Annotated in this window: 13 protein-coding genes and 1 tRNA gene; 3 read left to right on the top strand and 11 right to left on the bottom strand. The window is 43.6% G+C overall.

Going from position 1 to position 16,790, the window contains the following annotated elements; translation table 11 throughout:
- Nucleotides 1–3 precede the first annotated feature (3 nt).
- From WHS63_RS08110 to WHS63_RS08060, 11 genes are all read right to left on the bottom strand, one after another.
- A complete protein-coding gene (locus tag WHS63_RS08110) occupies nt 4–1,557 on the bottom strand; it encodes a sodium:solute symporter family transporter (protein WP_445204669.1) in 1,554 nt (517 codons plus the stop codon).
- Between the two features lie 83 nt (nt 1,558–1,640).
- Nucleotides 1,641–2,384, bottom strand: coding sequence for a 3-oxoacyl-ACP reductase FabG (gene fabG / locus WHS63_RS08105; protein WP_445204668.1), 744 nt, complete (start codon nt 2,382–2,384; stop codon nt 1,641–1,643).
- Nucleotides 2,385–2,402: 18 nt separating this feature from the next.
- Entirely contained in the window at nt 2,403–3,584 is a 1,182-nt protein-coding gene (locus WHS63_RS08100) for an acetyl-CoA C-acetyltransferase (RefSeq protein WP_445204667.1), read from the bottom strand.
- Between the two features lie 214 nt (nt 3,585–3,798).
- Nucleotides 3,799–3,874, bottom strand: a tRNA-Gln gene (locus WHS63_RS08095).
- A 99-nt stretch (nt 3,875–3,973) separates the two neighbouring features.
- Nucleotides 3,974–5,668 (bottom strand): glutamine--tRNA ligase/YqeY domain fusion protein, encoded by a 1,695-nt coding sequence (locus WHS63_RS08090; RefSeq protein ID WP_445204666.1) that lies wholly within the window; start codon nt 5,666–5,668, stop codon nt 3,974–3,976.
- A 217-nt stretch (nt 5,669–5,885) separates the two neighbouring features.
- Nucleotides 5,886–6,287 carry a DUF1987 domain-containing protein gene (locus WHS63_RS08085; protein ID WP_445204665.1) on the bottom strand — a complete coding sequence of 134 codons (402 nt, stop codon included), beginning with the start codon at nt 6,285–6,287 and terminating at the stop codon, nt 5,886–5,888.
- Nucleotides 6,288–6,297: 10 nt separating this feature from the next.
- On the bottom strand, nt 6,298–6,708 hold the full coding sequence (locus WHS63_RS08080; RefSeq protein WP_369489548.1) for a DUF1987 domain-containing protein: 411 nt from the start codon (nt 6,706–6,708) through the stop codon (nt 6,298–6,300).
- A 5-nt stretch (nt 6,709–6,713) separates the two neighbouring features.
- Complete coding sequence (locus tag WHS63_RS08075) at nt 6,714–7,232, bottom strand: SiaB family protein kinase (RefSeq protein WP_369489549.1); 519 nt, start codon at nt 7,230–7,232, stop codon at nt 6,714–6,716.
- A gap of 357 nt (nt 7,233–7,589) precedes the next feature.
- Nucleotides 7,590–9,740 (bottom strand): S46 family peptidase, encoded by a 2,151-nt coding sequence (locus WHS63_RS08070; protein WP_445204664.1) that lies wholly within the window; start codon nt 9,738–9,740, stop codon nt 7,590–7,592.
- Between the two features lie 75 nt (nt 9,741–9,815).
- Nucleotides 9,816–10,394 carry a ribonuclease HII gene (locus WHS63_RS08065; RefSeq protein WP_445204663.1) on the bottom strand — a complete coding sequence of 193 codons (579 nt, stop codon included), beginning with the start codon at nt 10,392–10,394 and terminating at the stop codon, nt 9,816–9,818.
- 2 nt (nt 10,395–10,396) lie between these two features.
- Nucleotides 10,397–11,518 carry a glycosyltransferase family 4 protein gene (locus WHS63_RS08060; RefSeq protein WP_445204662.1) on the bottom strand — a complete coding sequence of 374 codons (1,122 nt, stop codon included), beginning with the start codon at nt 11,516–11,518 and terminating at the stop codon, nt 10,397–10,399.
- Between the two features lie 201 nt (nt 11,519–11,719).
- Between WHS63_RS08060 and rimP the strand changes: the two genes are divergently transcribed.
- The 3 genes from rimP to infB are packed head-to-tail and all read left to right on the top strand — an operon-like array spanning nt 11,720 to nt 16,430.
- Entirely contained in the window at nt 11,720–12,187 is a 468-nt protein-coding gene (gene rimP, locus WHS63_RS08055; protein ID WP_445204661.1) for a ribosome assembly cofactor RimP, read from the top strand.
- Nucleotides 12,188–12,213: 26 nt separating this feature from the next.
- Complete coding sequence (gene nusA, locus WHS63_RS08050; protein WP_369489554.1) at nt 12,214–13,452, top strand: transcription termination factor NusA; 1,239 nt, start codon at nt 12,214–12,216, stop codon at nt 13,450–13,452.
- Between the two features lie 56 nt (nt 13,453–13,508).
- Entirely contained in the window at nt 13,509–16,430 is a 2,922-nt protein-coding gene (gene infB, locus WHS63_RS08045) for a translation initiation factor IF-2 (protein ID WP_445204660.1), read from the top strand.
- The last annotated feature ends 360 nt before the right edge of the window (nt 16,431–16,790 follow it).

Genomic DNA, 16,790 nt, shown 5'->3' with positions numbered 1-16,790 from the left:
GTATTATTTACTCTTATTAACATGCCTTGAAATATAAAACGCTCCATACCCAAATATCACTGAAGCAATTATAGCGGTAGATGCAGCAATTGCCGGATTACGAACCACCCCTTCAATATAGGTGTTGAAGATACCAAAGCTAATGGAATACTTGGTGTGTAAGTAAGGAATGAAGTAATAAACACCGAAGTGTGTAACTGTTGCAACTATCGATGCCAGGAAGGGTATCCATGATTTTACTTCCTTTTGGAAGATACCCATAAGTATTGGAACAAAAATTATGGAAAAATATGCGTAAACACCATTTTGTGCCAAAATTGCAACGCTAAGTTTGGGGTGTAGCAGTTGGTCGCGAGCAACAAAAAATGCCACCAGTGCAAGTGCTGCAATAATTATTCGGTTAACTGTTAGGTATTGCTTTTCGCTTAATTTTCTCTTTTCGCCCCATAAGGGTTTGAAAATGTCATTATTAATGCTGCTGCTCAGCGATTGAATTAACCCTTCCAGTGTTGACATTCCTGCCGAAATCAGCCCAAGAATTACTAGCAAACCGACAAGAGTGGCAACAATTCCATTGGAAAAAACTTTCACAACATAGGAGGGAATGATGCTATCGTTTGTAAGATGTACTCCATTCAAGGTAAGGTCAGGAAACTCAATGCGAGCCCATAAACCGGCAATAACAACGCTAAAGAATAGTATTTCAACTATAATCGATGTGGCTAAGAATTTATTTACGTCGCTCTCCTTTTTAAGTAGTAACGATTTGGTTATGATATGCGGCTGGCAAACAACGGCTACCCCAATTACAATCTGTGCAAATATTATTTCATAAAAGTCACGGAAAAGAGGGCTGTTCGGATTAGTTGGTTTAGCCAGGGCCGGGTCAATGGAAGCAAGTTTTTCCATAAAAGCACCAAAACCATCCTTTAAATGATGTATGCCTGAAAATACAAGTATGGCTGCAACCACAATCATAATAACAGCCTGGATTGTGTTTGTGTAAACCATTGAGTTTGCACCGCCAAACATCATATAGCCAAATACAAATAAAACGATAACAGCAAGTGTATAAACCTCATTGGCATTAAGTGCACTAGCAAAAACCTTTGTGAGCGCAACAAGGATTAAAACTATAAATGTGATTAGTAAAACCGAAAGTATGGCTATAAAAAAGGCATACGGTTTACTATTATACCTCTTCTCCATCCAACTGGCAAGCGAAACAGCGCTTACCGATTGGCCAAAACGCCTGAAGCTTTTTGTGAGAACAGTTAACGATATTAGCGTTGCTAACGGGAAGAAAAGCCCAAACGATAATACACCACTAATCCCGTAGTTTGCAATTAAGCCTGGATTTATAACAAAAGTAGCAGCGCTTGTCATTGCAGCTGCAAGCGATAGTCCAACTGAATAGGGCGAAAAAGTAACGCTGCCAAGCGCATAGTCGCTCATACTTTTTATGCGCAATGCCCCTTTGATAACAAAGAAAAGCACCACACCGGCATAAAGCGCAATTAAAATCCACGTTCCAATAACTTGCTCGCTAGTTGCCATAGGTTTGGTTTATTAGGTTAATAAAGCCAAAGACGCAAGTTAGGCAAATAATACCTTCCTGCGTCTATGGATGCAAATTTGAATTAGATAGTTATTCCTCCATCAACGCTTAATACTGCTCCATTTATGTAGGCAGCCTCATCGCTGGCTAGGAATAGGTAGGCTGATGCAATTTCTTCGGGCAAACCCAAGCGGCCAACAGGAACTTTCTGTTCCATACCTTTTAGAACATCCTCGGGCATCTTTTTAACCATTTCGGTTGCTATGAAACCGGGTGCTACAGCATTAACGGTTACGCCTTTACGACCAAGCTCTTTTCCCCAAGTTTTTGTCATTCCAATTAACCCTGCCTTTGTGGCCACATAGTTGGTTTGGCCAAAGTTGCCATAAAGGGCAACAACCGATGAGGTATTGATAATACGGCCATAACCTTTTTCGGTCATGTATGCACTTACACACTTTGTGCAGTTAAATACTCCGGTAAGGTTAACATCAATAACTTCCTGCCACTGCTGGGGCGTCATTTTCTTTAATGTTGAGTCGCGGGTAATTCCAGCATTGTTGATTAGTATATCAATTCTTCCGTATTTGTCTATAGTATCTTTAGTTGCGGCTTCAACTTCCTCATACTTTGCAGTATTTACCTTTACAAATTCAGCATTACCGCCATTTTTCTTAATTTCATCAACAGTAGCCTTCCCCTTTTCCTCGTTCATATCCCAAATAATCACGGTTGCGCCTTCCTGTGCAAAACGGATCGATGCAGCTTTACCAATTCCATCGGCACCGCCGGTAATGATTGCAATTTTATTCTCAATTCGTTTCATGGTAGTTATTGTTTTAGGTTAAATGTTTTCAACAATTAATGCGGTTCCCTGTCCACCACCAATACATAGCGTAGCTAAGCCTGTGGTGGCGTTTCGGCGTTTCATTTCATATATAAGTGTGGTAAGAATACGTGCACCGGAAGCGCCAATTGGGTGTCCTAAGGCAATGGCTCCTCCATTCACGTTAACTATTTCGGGGTTCAGATTTAGATCACGAAGTACAGCAATTGATTGTGCAGCAAAAGCTTCGTTTGCCTCTATTAGGTCAATGTCGCTTATTTGCATTTTGGCCTTTTGTAAAGCGATACGGGTCGCTGGTACCGGGCCATAGCCCATAATCTTAGGATCGAGGGCTGCGTTTCCATATGAAACTATTCTAACCAATGGCTTTATTCCTAGTTCATTAGCCTTTTCACGCGACATTACAATTAACATGGCAGCCCCGTCGTTAATACCCGATGCATTACCAGCCGTAACTGTGCCATCCTTCTTGAAAGCAGGCTTCAGCCTTTCTAGCTGTTCAAAGGTAACTCCCTGCCTGATAAACTCATCGGATTTGAATTGGATTGGGTCACCTTTCTTTTGTGGAATATCAATAGGAATAATTTCGGAATCAAACCTGCCTGCCTTTTGGGCAGCCTCAGCTTTTTGCTGACTTTTTAATGCAAATTCATCCTGTTCCTCGCGGCTTATTTTCCATTGCTCAGCAATATTCTCTGCCGTTACACCCATGTGGTACTGGTTAAACACATCGGTTAGGCCATCGTAAATCATACTGTCAATTATTTGACCATTCCCCATTCGGTAACCATTGCGGGCCTTATCGAGCAGGTAGGGGGCATTGGTCATACTTTCTGTTCCCCCGGCTAGAATTACATCGGCATCGCCTAGCATAATGAATTGTGCTGCCATTGATACAGCCCTCAGTCCTGATCCACAGAGCTTATTAATGGTCATAGCCGGTGATGTTTCGGGCACCCCCGCCTTTATAGCTACCTGTCGGGCTACATTTTGCCCAAGCCCAGCAGAAAGTATATTTCCGACTATCGCTTCGTTAATTTCGTTCGGGTTGATACCCGCACGGACTATCGCCTCGCGTGCAGCTATTGCACCCAGTTCAACTGCGCTAAATCCTGATAGGCTGCCATTAAAATTTCCTATGGCTGTTCGGGCGGCCGATACTATTACAACTTCTTTCATTTTTGGGTTCATTTTTATTAGTTTCTTTCCACGAAGAAACAATAACAATACCCCAAAGACCAGCCGGCATTAATTTAGTGTATGTTGACTTAATGAACCTATTTTTTGATTTAGTGATATAAATATTTGTAAAACAGATATATAGGAATGTTTGTTATTGAGTCGACATCTATATTTGTATGAAATAAAAAAAACCGCTCATCTGAGCGGTTTTTGGTTGTCCTGCCAGGGGTCGAACCTGGACTCTTCTGATCCAGAGTCAGACGTGTTGCCAATTACACCACAGGACAATGCACTTATAACGCTGCAAAGATAATGTTTTTAAAAGTTGATTTGCAAAATTTTTTACATTTTTTTGGCAACTGGCTTTTTTGTGGAGCAATAGCCGGCTACTTGCCGGCTATTTTTGCCCAGGTATCTTTAAGCGTTACGGTTCTGTTGAACACCAAACGATTAGGGGTTGAATCGTAATCTACACAGAAGTAGCCCAAGCGCTCAAACTGGAACTTATCGAGTGGCTTTACATCCAGCAACGATGGTTCAAGGTATCCTTCAATAACGGTGAGCGATTCGGGATTAAGTGACGATTTCCAATCCTGCCCTTCGGGAACATCGTCGGGGTCGGGTTTGGAGAATAGCCTATCGAATAGCCTGATTTCGGCTTTTACAGCATGCGGAATGGAAACCCAATGTATTGTGCCCTGAACCTTGCGTCCATCGGGCGAATTGCCGCCGCGTGAGGCAGGATCGTAGGTGCAACGTAACTCAACAACATTGCCTTGGGAATCCTTAATTACCTCCTCGCACTTAATGAAGTAGGCATAGCGCAATCGCACTTCCTGGCCGGGAGCCAGGCGGAAAAACTTCTTGGGTGGGTTTTCCATGAAGTCGTCGCGCTCAATGTATATTTCACGGCTAAATGGTATAAGGCGCTTACCAGCCGTTTCGTCCTCGGGGTTGTTAACGGCTTCAAGCTCTTCAACCTGTCCTTCGGGGTAGTTGGTAATAACCACCTTAAGGGGGTTAAGAACCGCCATGCGGCGCTCAGCACGCTTGTTCAAATCCTCGCGGATACAAAATTCCAGTAACGATAAATCGATTACGTTATCGCGTTTGGCCACACCCACCTTATCGGCAAAGTAACGTATAGCTTCTGGGGTATAACCCCTGCGACGTAAACCGCAAATGGTAGGCATACGGGGATCGTCCCATCCCATTACTACTTTTTCCTGTACCAGCTGTAAAAGCTTACGCTTGCTCATTACTGTATAGGAGAGGTTCAGGCGGGCAAACTCATACTGTTTTGAGGGGAAAATCTCCAGCTTCTCAATAAACCAATCGTATAGGGGACGATGCACATCGAACTCTAGCGTACAAATGGAGTGAGTAATTTGCTCAATGGAATCGGATTGGCCATGTGCGTAATCGTACATTGGGTAAATGCACCACTTGTCGCCAGTTCGGTGATGCTCAGCATGTATAATGCGGTACATAATGGGGTCGCGTAGTAGCATATTGGGGTGCGCCATGTCAATTTTAGCGCGTAGCACCTTTTCGCCATCCTTAAACTCACCGGCGCGCATGCGGCGGAAAAGGTCGAGGTTCTCCTCAACCGATCGGTTGCGCCAAGGACTTTCCTTTCCGGGTTGGGTTACAGTACCACGGTTTATGCGTATCTCTTCCTGCGACTGGTCATCAACGTAGGCTAACCCCTTTTTGATTAGCAGCTCGGCCCACTCGTATAGCTGCTCAAAGTAGTCGGAGGCGTAAAACTCATTTGCCCATTCAAAACCAAGCCAACGTATATCCTCCTTTATGGAGTTTACATACTCTACGTCCTCCTTTACAGGATTGGTATCGTCGAAACGCAGGTTGGTTTTGCCACCGTACTTTTGAGCCAATCCAAAGTTAAGGCATATCGATTTTGCATGACCAATGTGCAGATATCCGTTAGGTTCGGGCGGGAAACGGGTAAGCACTCGGCCTCCATGTTTGCCTGTTCGAATATCTTCCTCAATAATCTCCTCTAAAAAATTTTTTGGCCTTTCGCCGCTGTCCCCTAGGGTTAATTCGTGTTCGGTCATTGCTTTTAGTGTTTTATCAGAACCAACAAAAATAGAATTTTGTTAACAAATAGATTTTTTAAAGCACACTTTTTTTAAAGGGTATTTCACTTTCCTTCAGCAAACCCGCTAAAGGTATTGATTTATAACAGGTTTCATGAAAGTTCACCAAAAAAGTTGAATGGAATTGGATACAGTTCCAATTCAGTATCTTGGCAATTATGGAAATGTTGAATTACTAGTAGGTAACGAAGTTGAATGGAACCTGAGCCAGTTCCGATAAATCCTCACCGGCCTCACGAAGTTCGGAATCATCCTTGTCGTAATACCAGTTGATGTTTAACGGTACCTTAGCTTTTTGTATCTGGTTAAGTATGATGATAATGTCGTATAGGAATTTTGCGGAAGATGAGTTAAAGTAAACCAGTTTAAACTGAAATTCAATGGGTTGGATTTGTTCTTCCTTTAACATCTTGCTCTTTAGCTCGTTGCTAAACGATTCCAACCAATCCAAAACGGGCATATAAAAGTCTCTAACATTCTCAGGGCGTGAGTAGCCTGAAATGGTCAATCTATTCTCGCTTGGGTTAAAATCGATATATGGTGTTGTGTTGCTAGCCTGTAAAACTAATGGGTTCATTCTAATCAATTTACGAGTTAGGTGTGATAGGAATAAAGTTGAATGGGAAATTAATCATCTCTGAAATTTCCTCGCCTGACTCAAAAATTTCGTCGTCATCCTCATCGTAGTACCAGTTAATTTCAACGGCATTGCCTTTGGAGTGAAACTTCATGAAAACCATAAGTATATCCATAAGGAATTTTGATGAGGCTGAGTTGAAGTAGGTAAGTTTAAGATTCAGTACAAGGTTGCTTTTGTTAAAGTTAGTGTTTTTTGCCAAAACATTATCCTCGTAGTCTTCCAGCCATTTGATGAGTGGCTTGTAGAATCCAACGGTATTTTCGGGCCTTGAAAAACCTGAGATCTCGAAAACCGAATTTTCCGGATCGAAAAACACGCGGGGTGTAAACTCGCTGGGCTCTATGTATAATGGTTCCATGGTCACTAGTTGTTTTGGTTTTGAAGCGACACCTTAATTCTCAGAGTAAAGTATGTGTACTGTTCATCAATATCGTCAAAAGTAAACTCCAGCTTGTTTTCAGTAACCTTGGCGATATTAATAATGCCCAGACCAGCACCACCTTTCTGGGTGACATTTCCACTGAGGATAACCTCCTTATAAAACTCCTTTAGGCCAGCTTTATCGAGTTGATTAACTTTTTCCAAACGTTCTTTTAACGGTCCAATTTTTACTTTTAGTAATGAGTTTGAGCAGGTTAAGTCTACCTTGTCTTTTTCCAGTACTAGCGAAAATTTTGGTTGATAGTTATTGCTCCCCTTTATAACATCCTGATGTTTATATATGTTTTCCAGGCTCTCGACCATTGCCGAGTAAACCTTTTTGCGAATGGTAATTCCAAAGTTGTACCGCTCCAGCAACGATGTCATCTTGTTGAGCAAAAAACCTATCTCCTCATAGGAGAGCGGACCGTAATGATTTATTAAAACTTCGCCTTTTTCCACGATAGTTTGAGGTGTTTGTATAATTAATTACTATGATATTTAACGCAAAGTTTCACTAATTAGCCGACTAAAGGTAATACATTTTGACGAATAGTATATATTGAATTGATGAAAAAAAAATGAGTCGTGGTAAAAATAAGAAAATAGAGGATATACTACGTTTCATTTTAACCCAGGTACCATGGATTTTGAGGAATGGGTCGGAATGAATTGGAATGAATCGGAATGAGTCGGAATGATCAGAATATGATGGAGTTAGAGGGAAATAGAAAGTTTTTAGTGTTTCTATTGACAAATCTGGTTTAATATAAAAAAAGCCGAGTTAATACTCGGCTTTTTTTATGTTTGTTAGGTACACTACTCAATAATTTTCATTTCGTCAATCAGTCGGGTTGCACCTGCATACTTATCAATTACAAATAGCACGTAGCGGATATCAACCGATATGGTGCGCTGCAGCTTGTTTTCAAAAACAATATCGCCGCTCATAGCTTCCCAGTTTCCATCGAAAGCAATGCCAATAAGTTCTCCATTGCCGTTCATTACAGGGCTTCCTGAGTTACCGCCAGTGATATCATTGGTTGATATAAATGCCACTGGCATTTTACCATCTTTCCCGTAACGGCCGTAATCCTTTGAGTTATATAGTTCCTTGAGTTTGGCAGGAACAACAAATTCCCAGTTGTCAGGATCCTCCTTCTCCATAACTCCATCAAGGGTGGTTAGGTAGTCGTAGTGAACTGCATCCATGGGGTAATAATCTTTTATTTCACCGTAGGTGAGGCGCATGGTGAAATTGGCATCGGGGTACATGGCTTTGCCTTCGTTCATTTCAAGCACCCCAGCTATGTAAAGGCGCTGTCCGCGTTGCAACTTTTCGTTGAGTGGTGCCATTGCTTTGCTAATTTCTTCGTATTTGTTTGAGATGGAAGCCGCTGCAACGTACACAGGGTCTTTTTCAAGAACCTTTAGGCTTGGCTTGTCAAGGAAAGCGTTGAACTTAGCTTGATCAGTAAACATGGTTTTGGCAAACATCTGGTCAACGAACTTGTCAACATCGCCCTTGTACTTTGCTCTGATAGTGTTGAAGATATCGGGTTGATAGGTTAGCGGAACATTTTCCATGAAAATGCGGAACATGGCCTTGGCCGTTTTTTGGTCGGTTGGTGTGTTGTAGTTCTTGTAGAAGTTCTCGGAGCGAGTCTTGAGCGACTTACTGATTTTGGTAACCTCTTCGGTTTTGTTGCCCTTTAGGGCATCAACCAATGAACGGGTCATGGCTGCCATTCCAATTATTTCAGTTCCGCTGAATAGTGCTTCGCTAATGTACTGGCTGGCGTGTAGATATTCCTTTCGGCCTGTTACACCCTCATTAATCAAGTTAAGTGCTTCGCCATACTTCTGTTGACGTTCTGGCGAGGCAAGAACCCACTTGGTAAACTCCTCTTCCTGCTGTTTCTTGAAATCGTAAACCTTAAGGCGCTTTAACGCTTTGTTCATGCCAATGGAGTTTTTCCAGTAGTTGCTGGATCCGGCGTACTTTGAGGCGTACTTAATGTTAACGGCCTTGTCGGCTTGCATATCCTTTAGCCAGATTTCCTGCTTAATACCTCTAACGTATATCCTGTTGGCGTTGAGTATATTAATTCGTTCCTGAACCTCTACAGAGGTCATGTAGCGTTGTGTGCTGCCCGGGTATCCCATTATCATGGTGAAATCGCCATTGTTCACCCCCTTCAGCGATATTGGGAGGAAATGCTTGGGTTTGTAGGGAACGTTTTCGCGCGAGTATTCGGCAGGTTTGTTATCCTTACTGGCGTAAATGCGGAATACCGAGAAATCGCCGGTGTGGCGGGGCCACATCCAGTTGTCGGTGTCGTGACCAAACTTACCTATTGATGATGGGGGTGCTCCAACCAGTCGAACATCGTTGAATACCTCATAAACCAGAAGGAAATACTGGTTTCCCCCAAAGAAACTGCGTACACTTGCGGTGTAGTGGGTGCCATCGGTTGCTTGCTTTGCAATTTTACGGCCAATCTCCATGGCAGCCTTATCGCGATCAACTTCGGACATTTCAGGTTTAAAAGCAGCGTTAACCTGGTCGGTAACATCCTCAATACGAATAAGGAAAGTTGCAGTTAAGCCGGGTGTAGGTATTTCCTCCTCAAACGACTTAGCCCAGAATCCATCCTCAAGGTAATCGTGTTCCGGGGTGCTGTGCTGTTGAATGGCACCGTAACCACAGTGGTGGTTAGTGAGAACCAGACCCTGGTCGGAAACCACCTCGCCGGTGCAACCACGCCCAAAAATAATAACAGCATCCTTTATACTTGCCTGGTTGAGGTTATAGATATCATCGGCAGTAAGCTTAAAGCCTTTCTGCTGCATGGCTTGGATGTTATACTTTTGCAGTAGAGGGAGAAGCCACATCCCCTCGTCGGCTTTAATGGCTGAACTAACCAGGAGCAAAAATCCCAGTAAAAGTGTTGTTAATCGTTTAATCATGGCATTTATTTTTTAGGTTTGTTTTTTTGGACAACTAAATATGGTATTAGTTTAATTCAACTTCACACAATATAGCTACAATAGCCTAAAGCTTAGCCGGTGGTAAGGTGTAGTCCCATGTTTGGCAATGCTCTCCCTATGCTTTTTTGTAGGATAGCCCTTGTTGATATCCCAGCTATAAAGCGGGTACTCCTTGCTAATGTTCACCATGAACTCATCGCGGTAAGTTTTTGCAAGTATCGATGCTGCGGCTATGGAAAGAAATTTAGAGTCGCCCTTGATAATGCATGTATGGGGAATTCCGGGATAAGGTTTAAAACGGTTACCGTCAATCAGCAAATGTTCTGGTTTCAGCTTGCTAAGTTTTCCAATAGCGATGTGCATTGCATGTATGGCTGCGTTCAGTATGTTTATTTTGTCAATCTCTTGGTTCGATACACTTGCTACTGCCCAATCCAATGCGTAGTGCTCAATAACCTTGCGGAGCTGCATGCGCTGTTTGTGGTTTAGCTGCTTGGAGTCGTTAATGAGCGGGTCGTTGAAGTCGGGTGGAAGAATAACAGCGGCTGCAAAAACAGGGCCTGCCAGGCATCCCCTTCCGGCTTCATCGCATCCGGCTTCAATCACATTGACATTTAGGTACTGCTTAAGCATAGCTAAAAACATTTTTCGATACTACTGTACAACACCTGTGCAGTATTATCCCAGCTGAATTGTTGTTGTCGGTTCAGCGCGTTGGCGCTAAGTGTTCCTCGCTGTTCAGCATCGTAGGCTACACGCTGCATGGCATTAGCCATCTCATCCACGGAATAGGGGTCGAAGTAAATGGCTGAATTACCCGTAACCTCAGGAATAGCCGTGACGTTTGAAGCTGCTATGGGTATGCCACATTTCATGGCCTCCAGCAAGGGAATCCCAAAGCCCTCAAAGGTCGAAGGGTAAATTACAGCATGTGCAGCCCCAGTAATTTTAGTGAGTTCATCAAGGCCTTTCCTGCCAAGGAATTTGATATCGTTTTTGTGGTTACAGTTTTTATAAGCTATGTCGATATCGTTGGTTTTAAACATGGGTTCTCCTACAAGCAGGAGGTTTATTGCTGAACCAGTCCTTTTGCGGAATATGTCGTAGGCTTCAATTAAACGGGCAACATTCTTGCGCGGATTAAATGCTCCCACAAAAAGAAAGTAGGGTTTACCCTCGGAGATACTCTCCCGTACCAGCTGAATTTCACTTTCGGAAAGAGGCTTGTAACTGTCGCTTGCACCGTTGTAAGCTACATCAATTTTATTTGGGTCGATATTAAAATTATTGGCAATATCGGTACGTGAAAATTGGCTTACGGTAACAACCCGCTTTGCCTTTTGGGCAAAACGTGGGAAAAAGTAGTTCATGTAGTGCGATGTGAAGAAAGGTAAACCCTGGGGCGCATGGTAAAAATTAATATCGTGTATAACTGCTACCTGCGGAGTATCGGATTTCAAGGAAATGTAGCCGTCGGGCGATACCAGAACATCAGCATTAATGGCTTTGAGTGTTTTTGGAATTTTAAACTCAAACCAGTAGTACCATAAGAACGGATGACGTGCAGGGGGTGGCACTACCAGTGGTGTTATGTTGTTGCTAAAAATAAACGAGTTGTGGTAGGGCCTGTCAAATATGAAAAAAAACTGGTGTTCTGGGTGGTTCCGTGTAATCCGTATGAGTGTTTCATAGGTAAACCAGCCTATCCCTTCCAGCTTATCCTTAAGCAAAAGCCTTGTGTTAACCGCAATTCTCAAAGCAAAATAATTTGAGCTAATTACTGCATTTTTTTAAATATTAGCAACCCAATAGCGTGTTTTCAGCTCCCATTTAAATGGCAGCTACTGGTTTTCAAACAAATAATTTGCAATTTGTTGAAAATATTGCTATATTTGCAAAAGTTTTGCTGGAAGTGGCAGGGGACTTTGTCCCCTGTTTTGCTTAAAAAATGCGTAAGGATGATTAGTAAGGAAGCCATACTTGAAGTAGTAACCCCTTTGTTGGAAAAGGAAAACCTTTTCCTTGTCGATGTTTCGGTTGGTGCCGATAATAAAATTGTTGTAACCGTAGATGGCGACAAGGGTGTTTCAATTGACTCCTGTGTTAGTATTAGCAGGGGGATTGAAAACTCCCTCGACCGGGATAGGGAGGATTTTGAGCTGGAGGTAACCTCAGCAGGATTAGGCCAACCCTTAAAAATTCCTCGCCAGTACCAAAAAAATATTGGTCAGGAGCTGGATGTTGTGCTTAAAACGGGTGAAAAGATTAAGGGTGTACTTAACAGTGCCGATAACACCGGATTTGTACTCGGTGTAAGCAAAAAGGTAAGCCTTCCGGGTTCAAAGAAAAAACAGGAAGTGGTAGAGCCCATTCAGTTAGCTTACCAGCATGTTAAAAGCGCGAAAGTAGTTCTTAAGTTTAAGTGATATAATAGGGAAAAATATTTAAAGCAATGGAGAATCTGAACTTAATTGATTCGTTTCTGGAGTTTAAGGAACTCAAGAATATTGACAGGCCAACCATGATGAGTGTGCTTGAGGATGTTTTCCGCAGCATGTTGGTTAAGCTTTACGGTTCCGACGATAACTTTGATATAATTATCAACATTGATAAGGGCGATTTTGTGATTTACCGTAACCGCGAAGTGGTTGAGGATGGTGCGGTAGAAGACCCAAACCGTCAGATTTCACTTTCCGACGCCCGCAAAATTGACGAGGATTACGAGGTTGGCGAGGAGGTTACTTCGGAGGTTTCGCTATCGGAGTTTGGACGCAGGGCCATTCTGGCGCTTCGCCAAAACCTTACATCGCGAATCATGGAGCTGGAGCGCAACAACCTTTACAGTAAGTACAAGGATAGAATTGGCGAAATAATTACCGGCGAGGTTTACCAGGTTTGGAAAAAGGAAATCCTGGTACTTGACGATGAGGGCAACGAACTAATTCTACCTAAAAGTGAGCAGATCCCTTCCGATTTCTACCGCAAAGGCGATAGCATCCGTGCAGTGGTTTACAAGGTAGAGATGCGTAACAACACCCCTCAAATCATACTTTCAAGAACGGCTAATGCTTTTCTGGAACGACTATTTGAGCTTGAGGTGCCCGAGATTTTCGATGGCTTAATCACCATTAAAAAGATTGTTCGTATACCGGGCGAAAGGGCAAAGGTTGCCGTAGAATCGTACGATGAGCGTGTCGACCCGGTTGGTGCCTGCGTGGGCATGAAGGGTAGCCGCATACACGGAATTGTTCGTGAGCTAAGGAACGAAAGCATCGATGTAATAAACTACACCACAAACACACAGCTGTTTATACAGCGTGCCCTAAGTCCTGCTAAAATTACGTCCATTAAGATTGATGAGGAAAACAAGCGTGCCGAGGTTTACCTAAAACCATCGGAAGTATCGCTGGCCATTGGTAAGGGTGGATACAACATCAAGCTGGCAAGCCAGCTTACTGGTTACGAGATTGATGTTTACCGTGAATCGGCTGCTGAGGACGAGGAAGATGTTAGCATCGATGAATTTGTTGACGAGATTGACGAGTGGATAATTGATGTTCTGAAAGGTATTGGTTGCGATACAGCCAAGAGCGTACTTGAGATTCCATTCGATGAGCTTGTAAAACGTACTGACCTCGAGGAGGAAACCGTTAAGGAAATCATAAGAATTTTGAAGTCAGAATTTGAATAGTTTTGCCATTAGTTTAGTTTTGCAAAGTAATAAATAAATCAGGGGAAGAAGCCTTTATGACAAGCGATAACAAAATCAGGCTCAGTAAGCTGGCAAAAGAGTTTAACGTTGGCGTGGGAACACTGGTAGAGTTTCTCCACAAGCGAGGTTACGATGTGGAAAACAATCCCAACGCTAAGGTTGACCAGGATGTTGTCACCATTCTTGAGAAAGAGTTTGGCAGCGAGCTAGACCTTAAGAAAAAAACTGAGCAACAAAAGGAAAACCTTAAGGCTTTAAGGGATAAAAAGAAAACAATATCTATCGACGATATTGAAAAGGACGAGGATGATTTCTCCGATGAGCCATCGGACGATGAGATAATCATTAAAACAAACACAATTGAAACGGCTACCCCGACCATTGAGGTCGAAAAACCTAAAATCGACCTTAAGGTAAAGGGTAAGATTGACCTCGATACTTTAGGCAAAAAGCCTAAAGAGCCTAAACCCGAGCATAAGCCTGAGGAAAAGCCTACGCCCGTAAAGGAGCAACCTTCGACCCCAAAAGAGGAAAAAGAAGTTAAGCAAAAGCAGGAAGAGGTTATTAAACCCAATGTTAAGGTTGAAGCCCCTAAGGTGGTTGGCAAAATTGATATCGAAAAGGCTGGAAAAACCCATACAAAAGAGGCGCATCGTCCTCATCAAAAGGACGAAAAGCCACAACCCGCCAAGGAGGTGATTAAGAAACCTGCCGTTGAGGCTGAAAAGGAAACCCCAGCTGAACCCGGGCTTACTGCCAGAACGCAGGAAACAGAGCCTGAGGTTTACAGGGCCGAGGTTGAAAAACTCTCTGGACCAACCATCAAGGGTAAAATTGACCTTAGCCGCTTTGAAGTAAAGAAAAAACCTGTTGCCTCATCGTCCGATTTCGATAAGGAAGGAAAGAAGAAGAAACGGAAACGTATCAAAAAAGGCGATAAGGTAGGCATTGAGCAACCCCAGGAGGTAAAGGTTGATAAAGAAGCCAACAAGGACGACCTTAAAGCCAAAAAGCTCAAAAAGAAGAATAAAAAGAAAATAATTAGACCTGAGGTTGACGAGGAAGAGGTTCAGCGTCAAATTAAGGAAACCCTTGCAAGGTTAACCAGCAAAGGGAAGACCAAAAGTTCCAAGTATCGCCGTGAGAAACGTGAGATACTGAGCGCCCGTCAGCGCGAGGAACTTGAACGCCAGGAGCAGGAAAAGCAGGTGCTCAAGGTTTCAGAGTTTGTTTCGGCCAATGAGCTATCTGCCATGATGAACGTTCCCGTAACCGATGTTATTGATGTGTGCATGAACCTGGGCCTGATGGTTTCCATTAACCAACGCCTCGATGCCGAGACCATGGCTCTGGTTGCCGATGAATTTGGCTATAAGGTTGAGTTTGTGAGCGTTGATGTTCAGGAGGTTATCAAGGAGGAGGAAGAGGACAAACCTGAAGATTTGAAACCACGCCCACCCATTGTAACCGTAATGGGTCACGTTGACCATGGTAAAACATCGCTGCTCGACTACATAAGACACACAAACGTAATTGCAGGCGAGGCTGGTGGTATTACCCAGCATATTGGTGCATACAGCGTTGAGCTTGAGGATGGACGAAAGATTACATTCCTCGATACTCCCGGTCACGAGGCATTCACCGCCATGCGCGCCCGTGGAGCAAAGCTTACCGACGTGGCTATTATTGTGGTTGCCGCCGACGATGCGGTGATGCCCCAAACTGTTGAGGCTATCAACCACGCCAGTGCTGCCGGCGTTCCCATTGTTTTTGCCATCAACAAGATTGATAAGCCAACTGCCGACCCCGAGCGTATTAAAGGGGAACTGGCAAACATGAACTACCTGGTTGAGGACTGGGGAGGTAAATACCAGTGCCAGGAAATTTCGGCAAAACAAGGCTTAAATGTCGATAAACTGCTGGAAAAAGTGCTGCTTGAAGCGGAACTTAAGGACCTGAAGGCTAACCCTAACAGACGTGCTTCTGGTACCGTTATTGAGTCAGCCCTCGATAAGGGTAGGGGGTATGTTGCTACCGTTCTTGTTCAGAACGGAACACTACGCCAGGGCGATATCATGCTGGCCGGAATATACTTTGGTCACGTAAAAGCCATGTTCAACGAACGCGGTCAGCGTATACAGGAGGCAGGTCCAGCTACTCCCGTTCAGGTGATTGGATTAAACGGCGCCCCACAGGCTGGCGATTACTTTAACATTCTCGACTCCGACCGTGAGGCTCGCGAAATTGCCAACAAACGCGAGCAACTGGTGCGCATGCAAAGCATGAAAACTAAGAAGCACATCACCCTCGACGAGATTGGTCGCCGTATTGCCATTGGAAACTTCAGGGAACTTAACCTGGTTGTGAAGGGCGATGTGGACGGTTCAATAGAAGCGCTATCCGACTCCCTGATCAAGCTCTCCACCGAGCAGGTACAGGTTAACGTAATACATAAGGCAGTAGGTCAGATTTCCGAGTCGGATATCCTACTTGCAGCAGCATCAAACGCCATTGTAATTGGCTTCCAGGTTCGTCCATCGGCCGGTGCCCGTAAGCTAGCCGAGAAGGAGGAAATTGATATACGCCTGTACTCCATCATCTACGATGCCATTAACGAGATTAAGGATGCCATTGAGGGTATGCTTGCCCCTGAGATTAAGGAGGAGATTACCGGATCGGCCGAGGTACTTGAAACATTCAAGATTACCAAGGTTGGAACAGTGGCCGGATGTATTGTTCGTGAAGGAAAAATCTCGCGCAGCAATAAGGTTCGTCTTATCCGCGATGGTATTGTAATCTACACCGGCGAACTTGAATCGCTCAAGCGCTTCAAGGACGATGTTCGTGAGGTTTCGTCGGGCTTTGAGTGTGGTTTAAATATCAAGAACTTTAACGACATCAAGGTTGGCGATATTGTTGAGGGATTCCAGGAGGTTGAGGTTAAACGAAAACTCTAACCAAATAAATGCATAAGCGGAAAGGGTTGCGTTAGCAACCCTTTTTTCGTTTGCCCTTTAAACCAACTGAAAGCAGGTGTACTTTCCTGGTGTGCAGGGGGCAGAGGTGTTTGGCTTTTAGTGTTTGGTTGATTTAAAACAAATCTGTGTTTGTATTTGCTGTCAGCTAACAACAATCATGCATAAACTTAACCTGTAATCCTGAGCGTGGCAAAGGATCTCTATTTATCTATCGTTTAATAATGTTTCGGTGGAATCTATCACGATATATAGGGACTCAACATGAAAAATCTCCCTAACTTAATGGCAATGTCTTTTAATTTCGATATTCGCAGGACCAGAAATAAGTAGAAAAATCAC

The sequence above is a fragment of the Tenuifilum sp. genome, assembly GCF_037481895.1.
GTDB classification, from domain to species: domain Bacteria; phylum Bacteroidota; class Bacteroidia; order Bacteroidales; family Tenuifilaceae; genus Tenuifilum; species Tenuifilum osseticum.
This window is presented reverse-complemented; position numbering and strand designations above follow the sequence as displayed.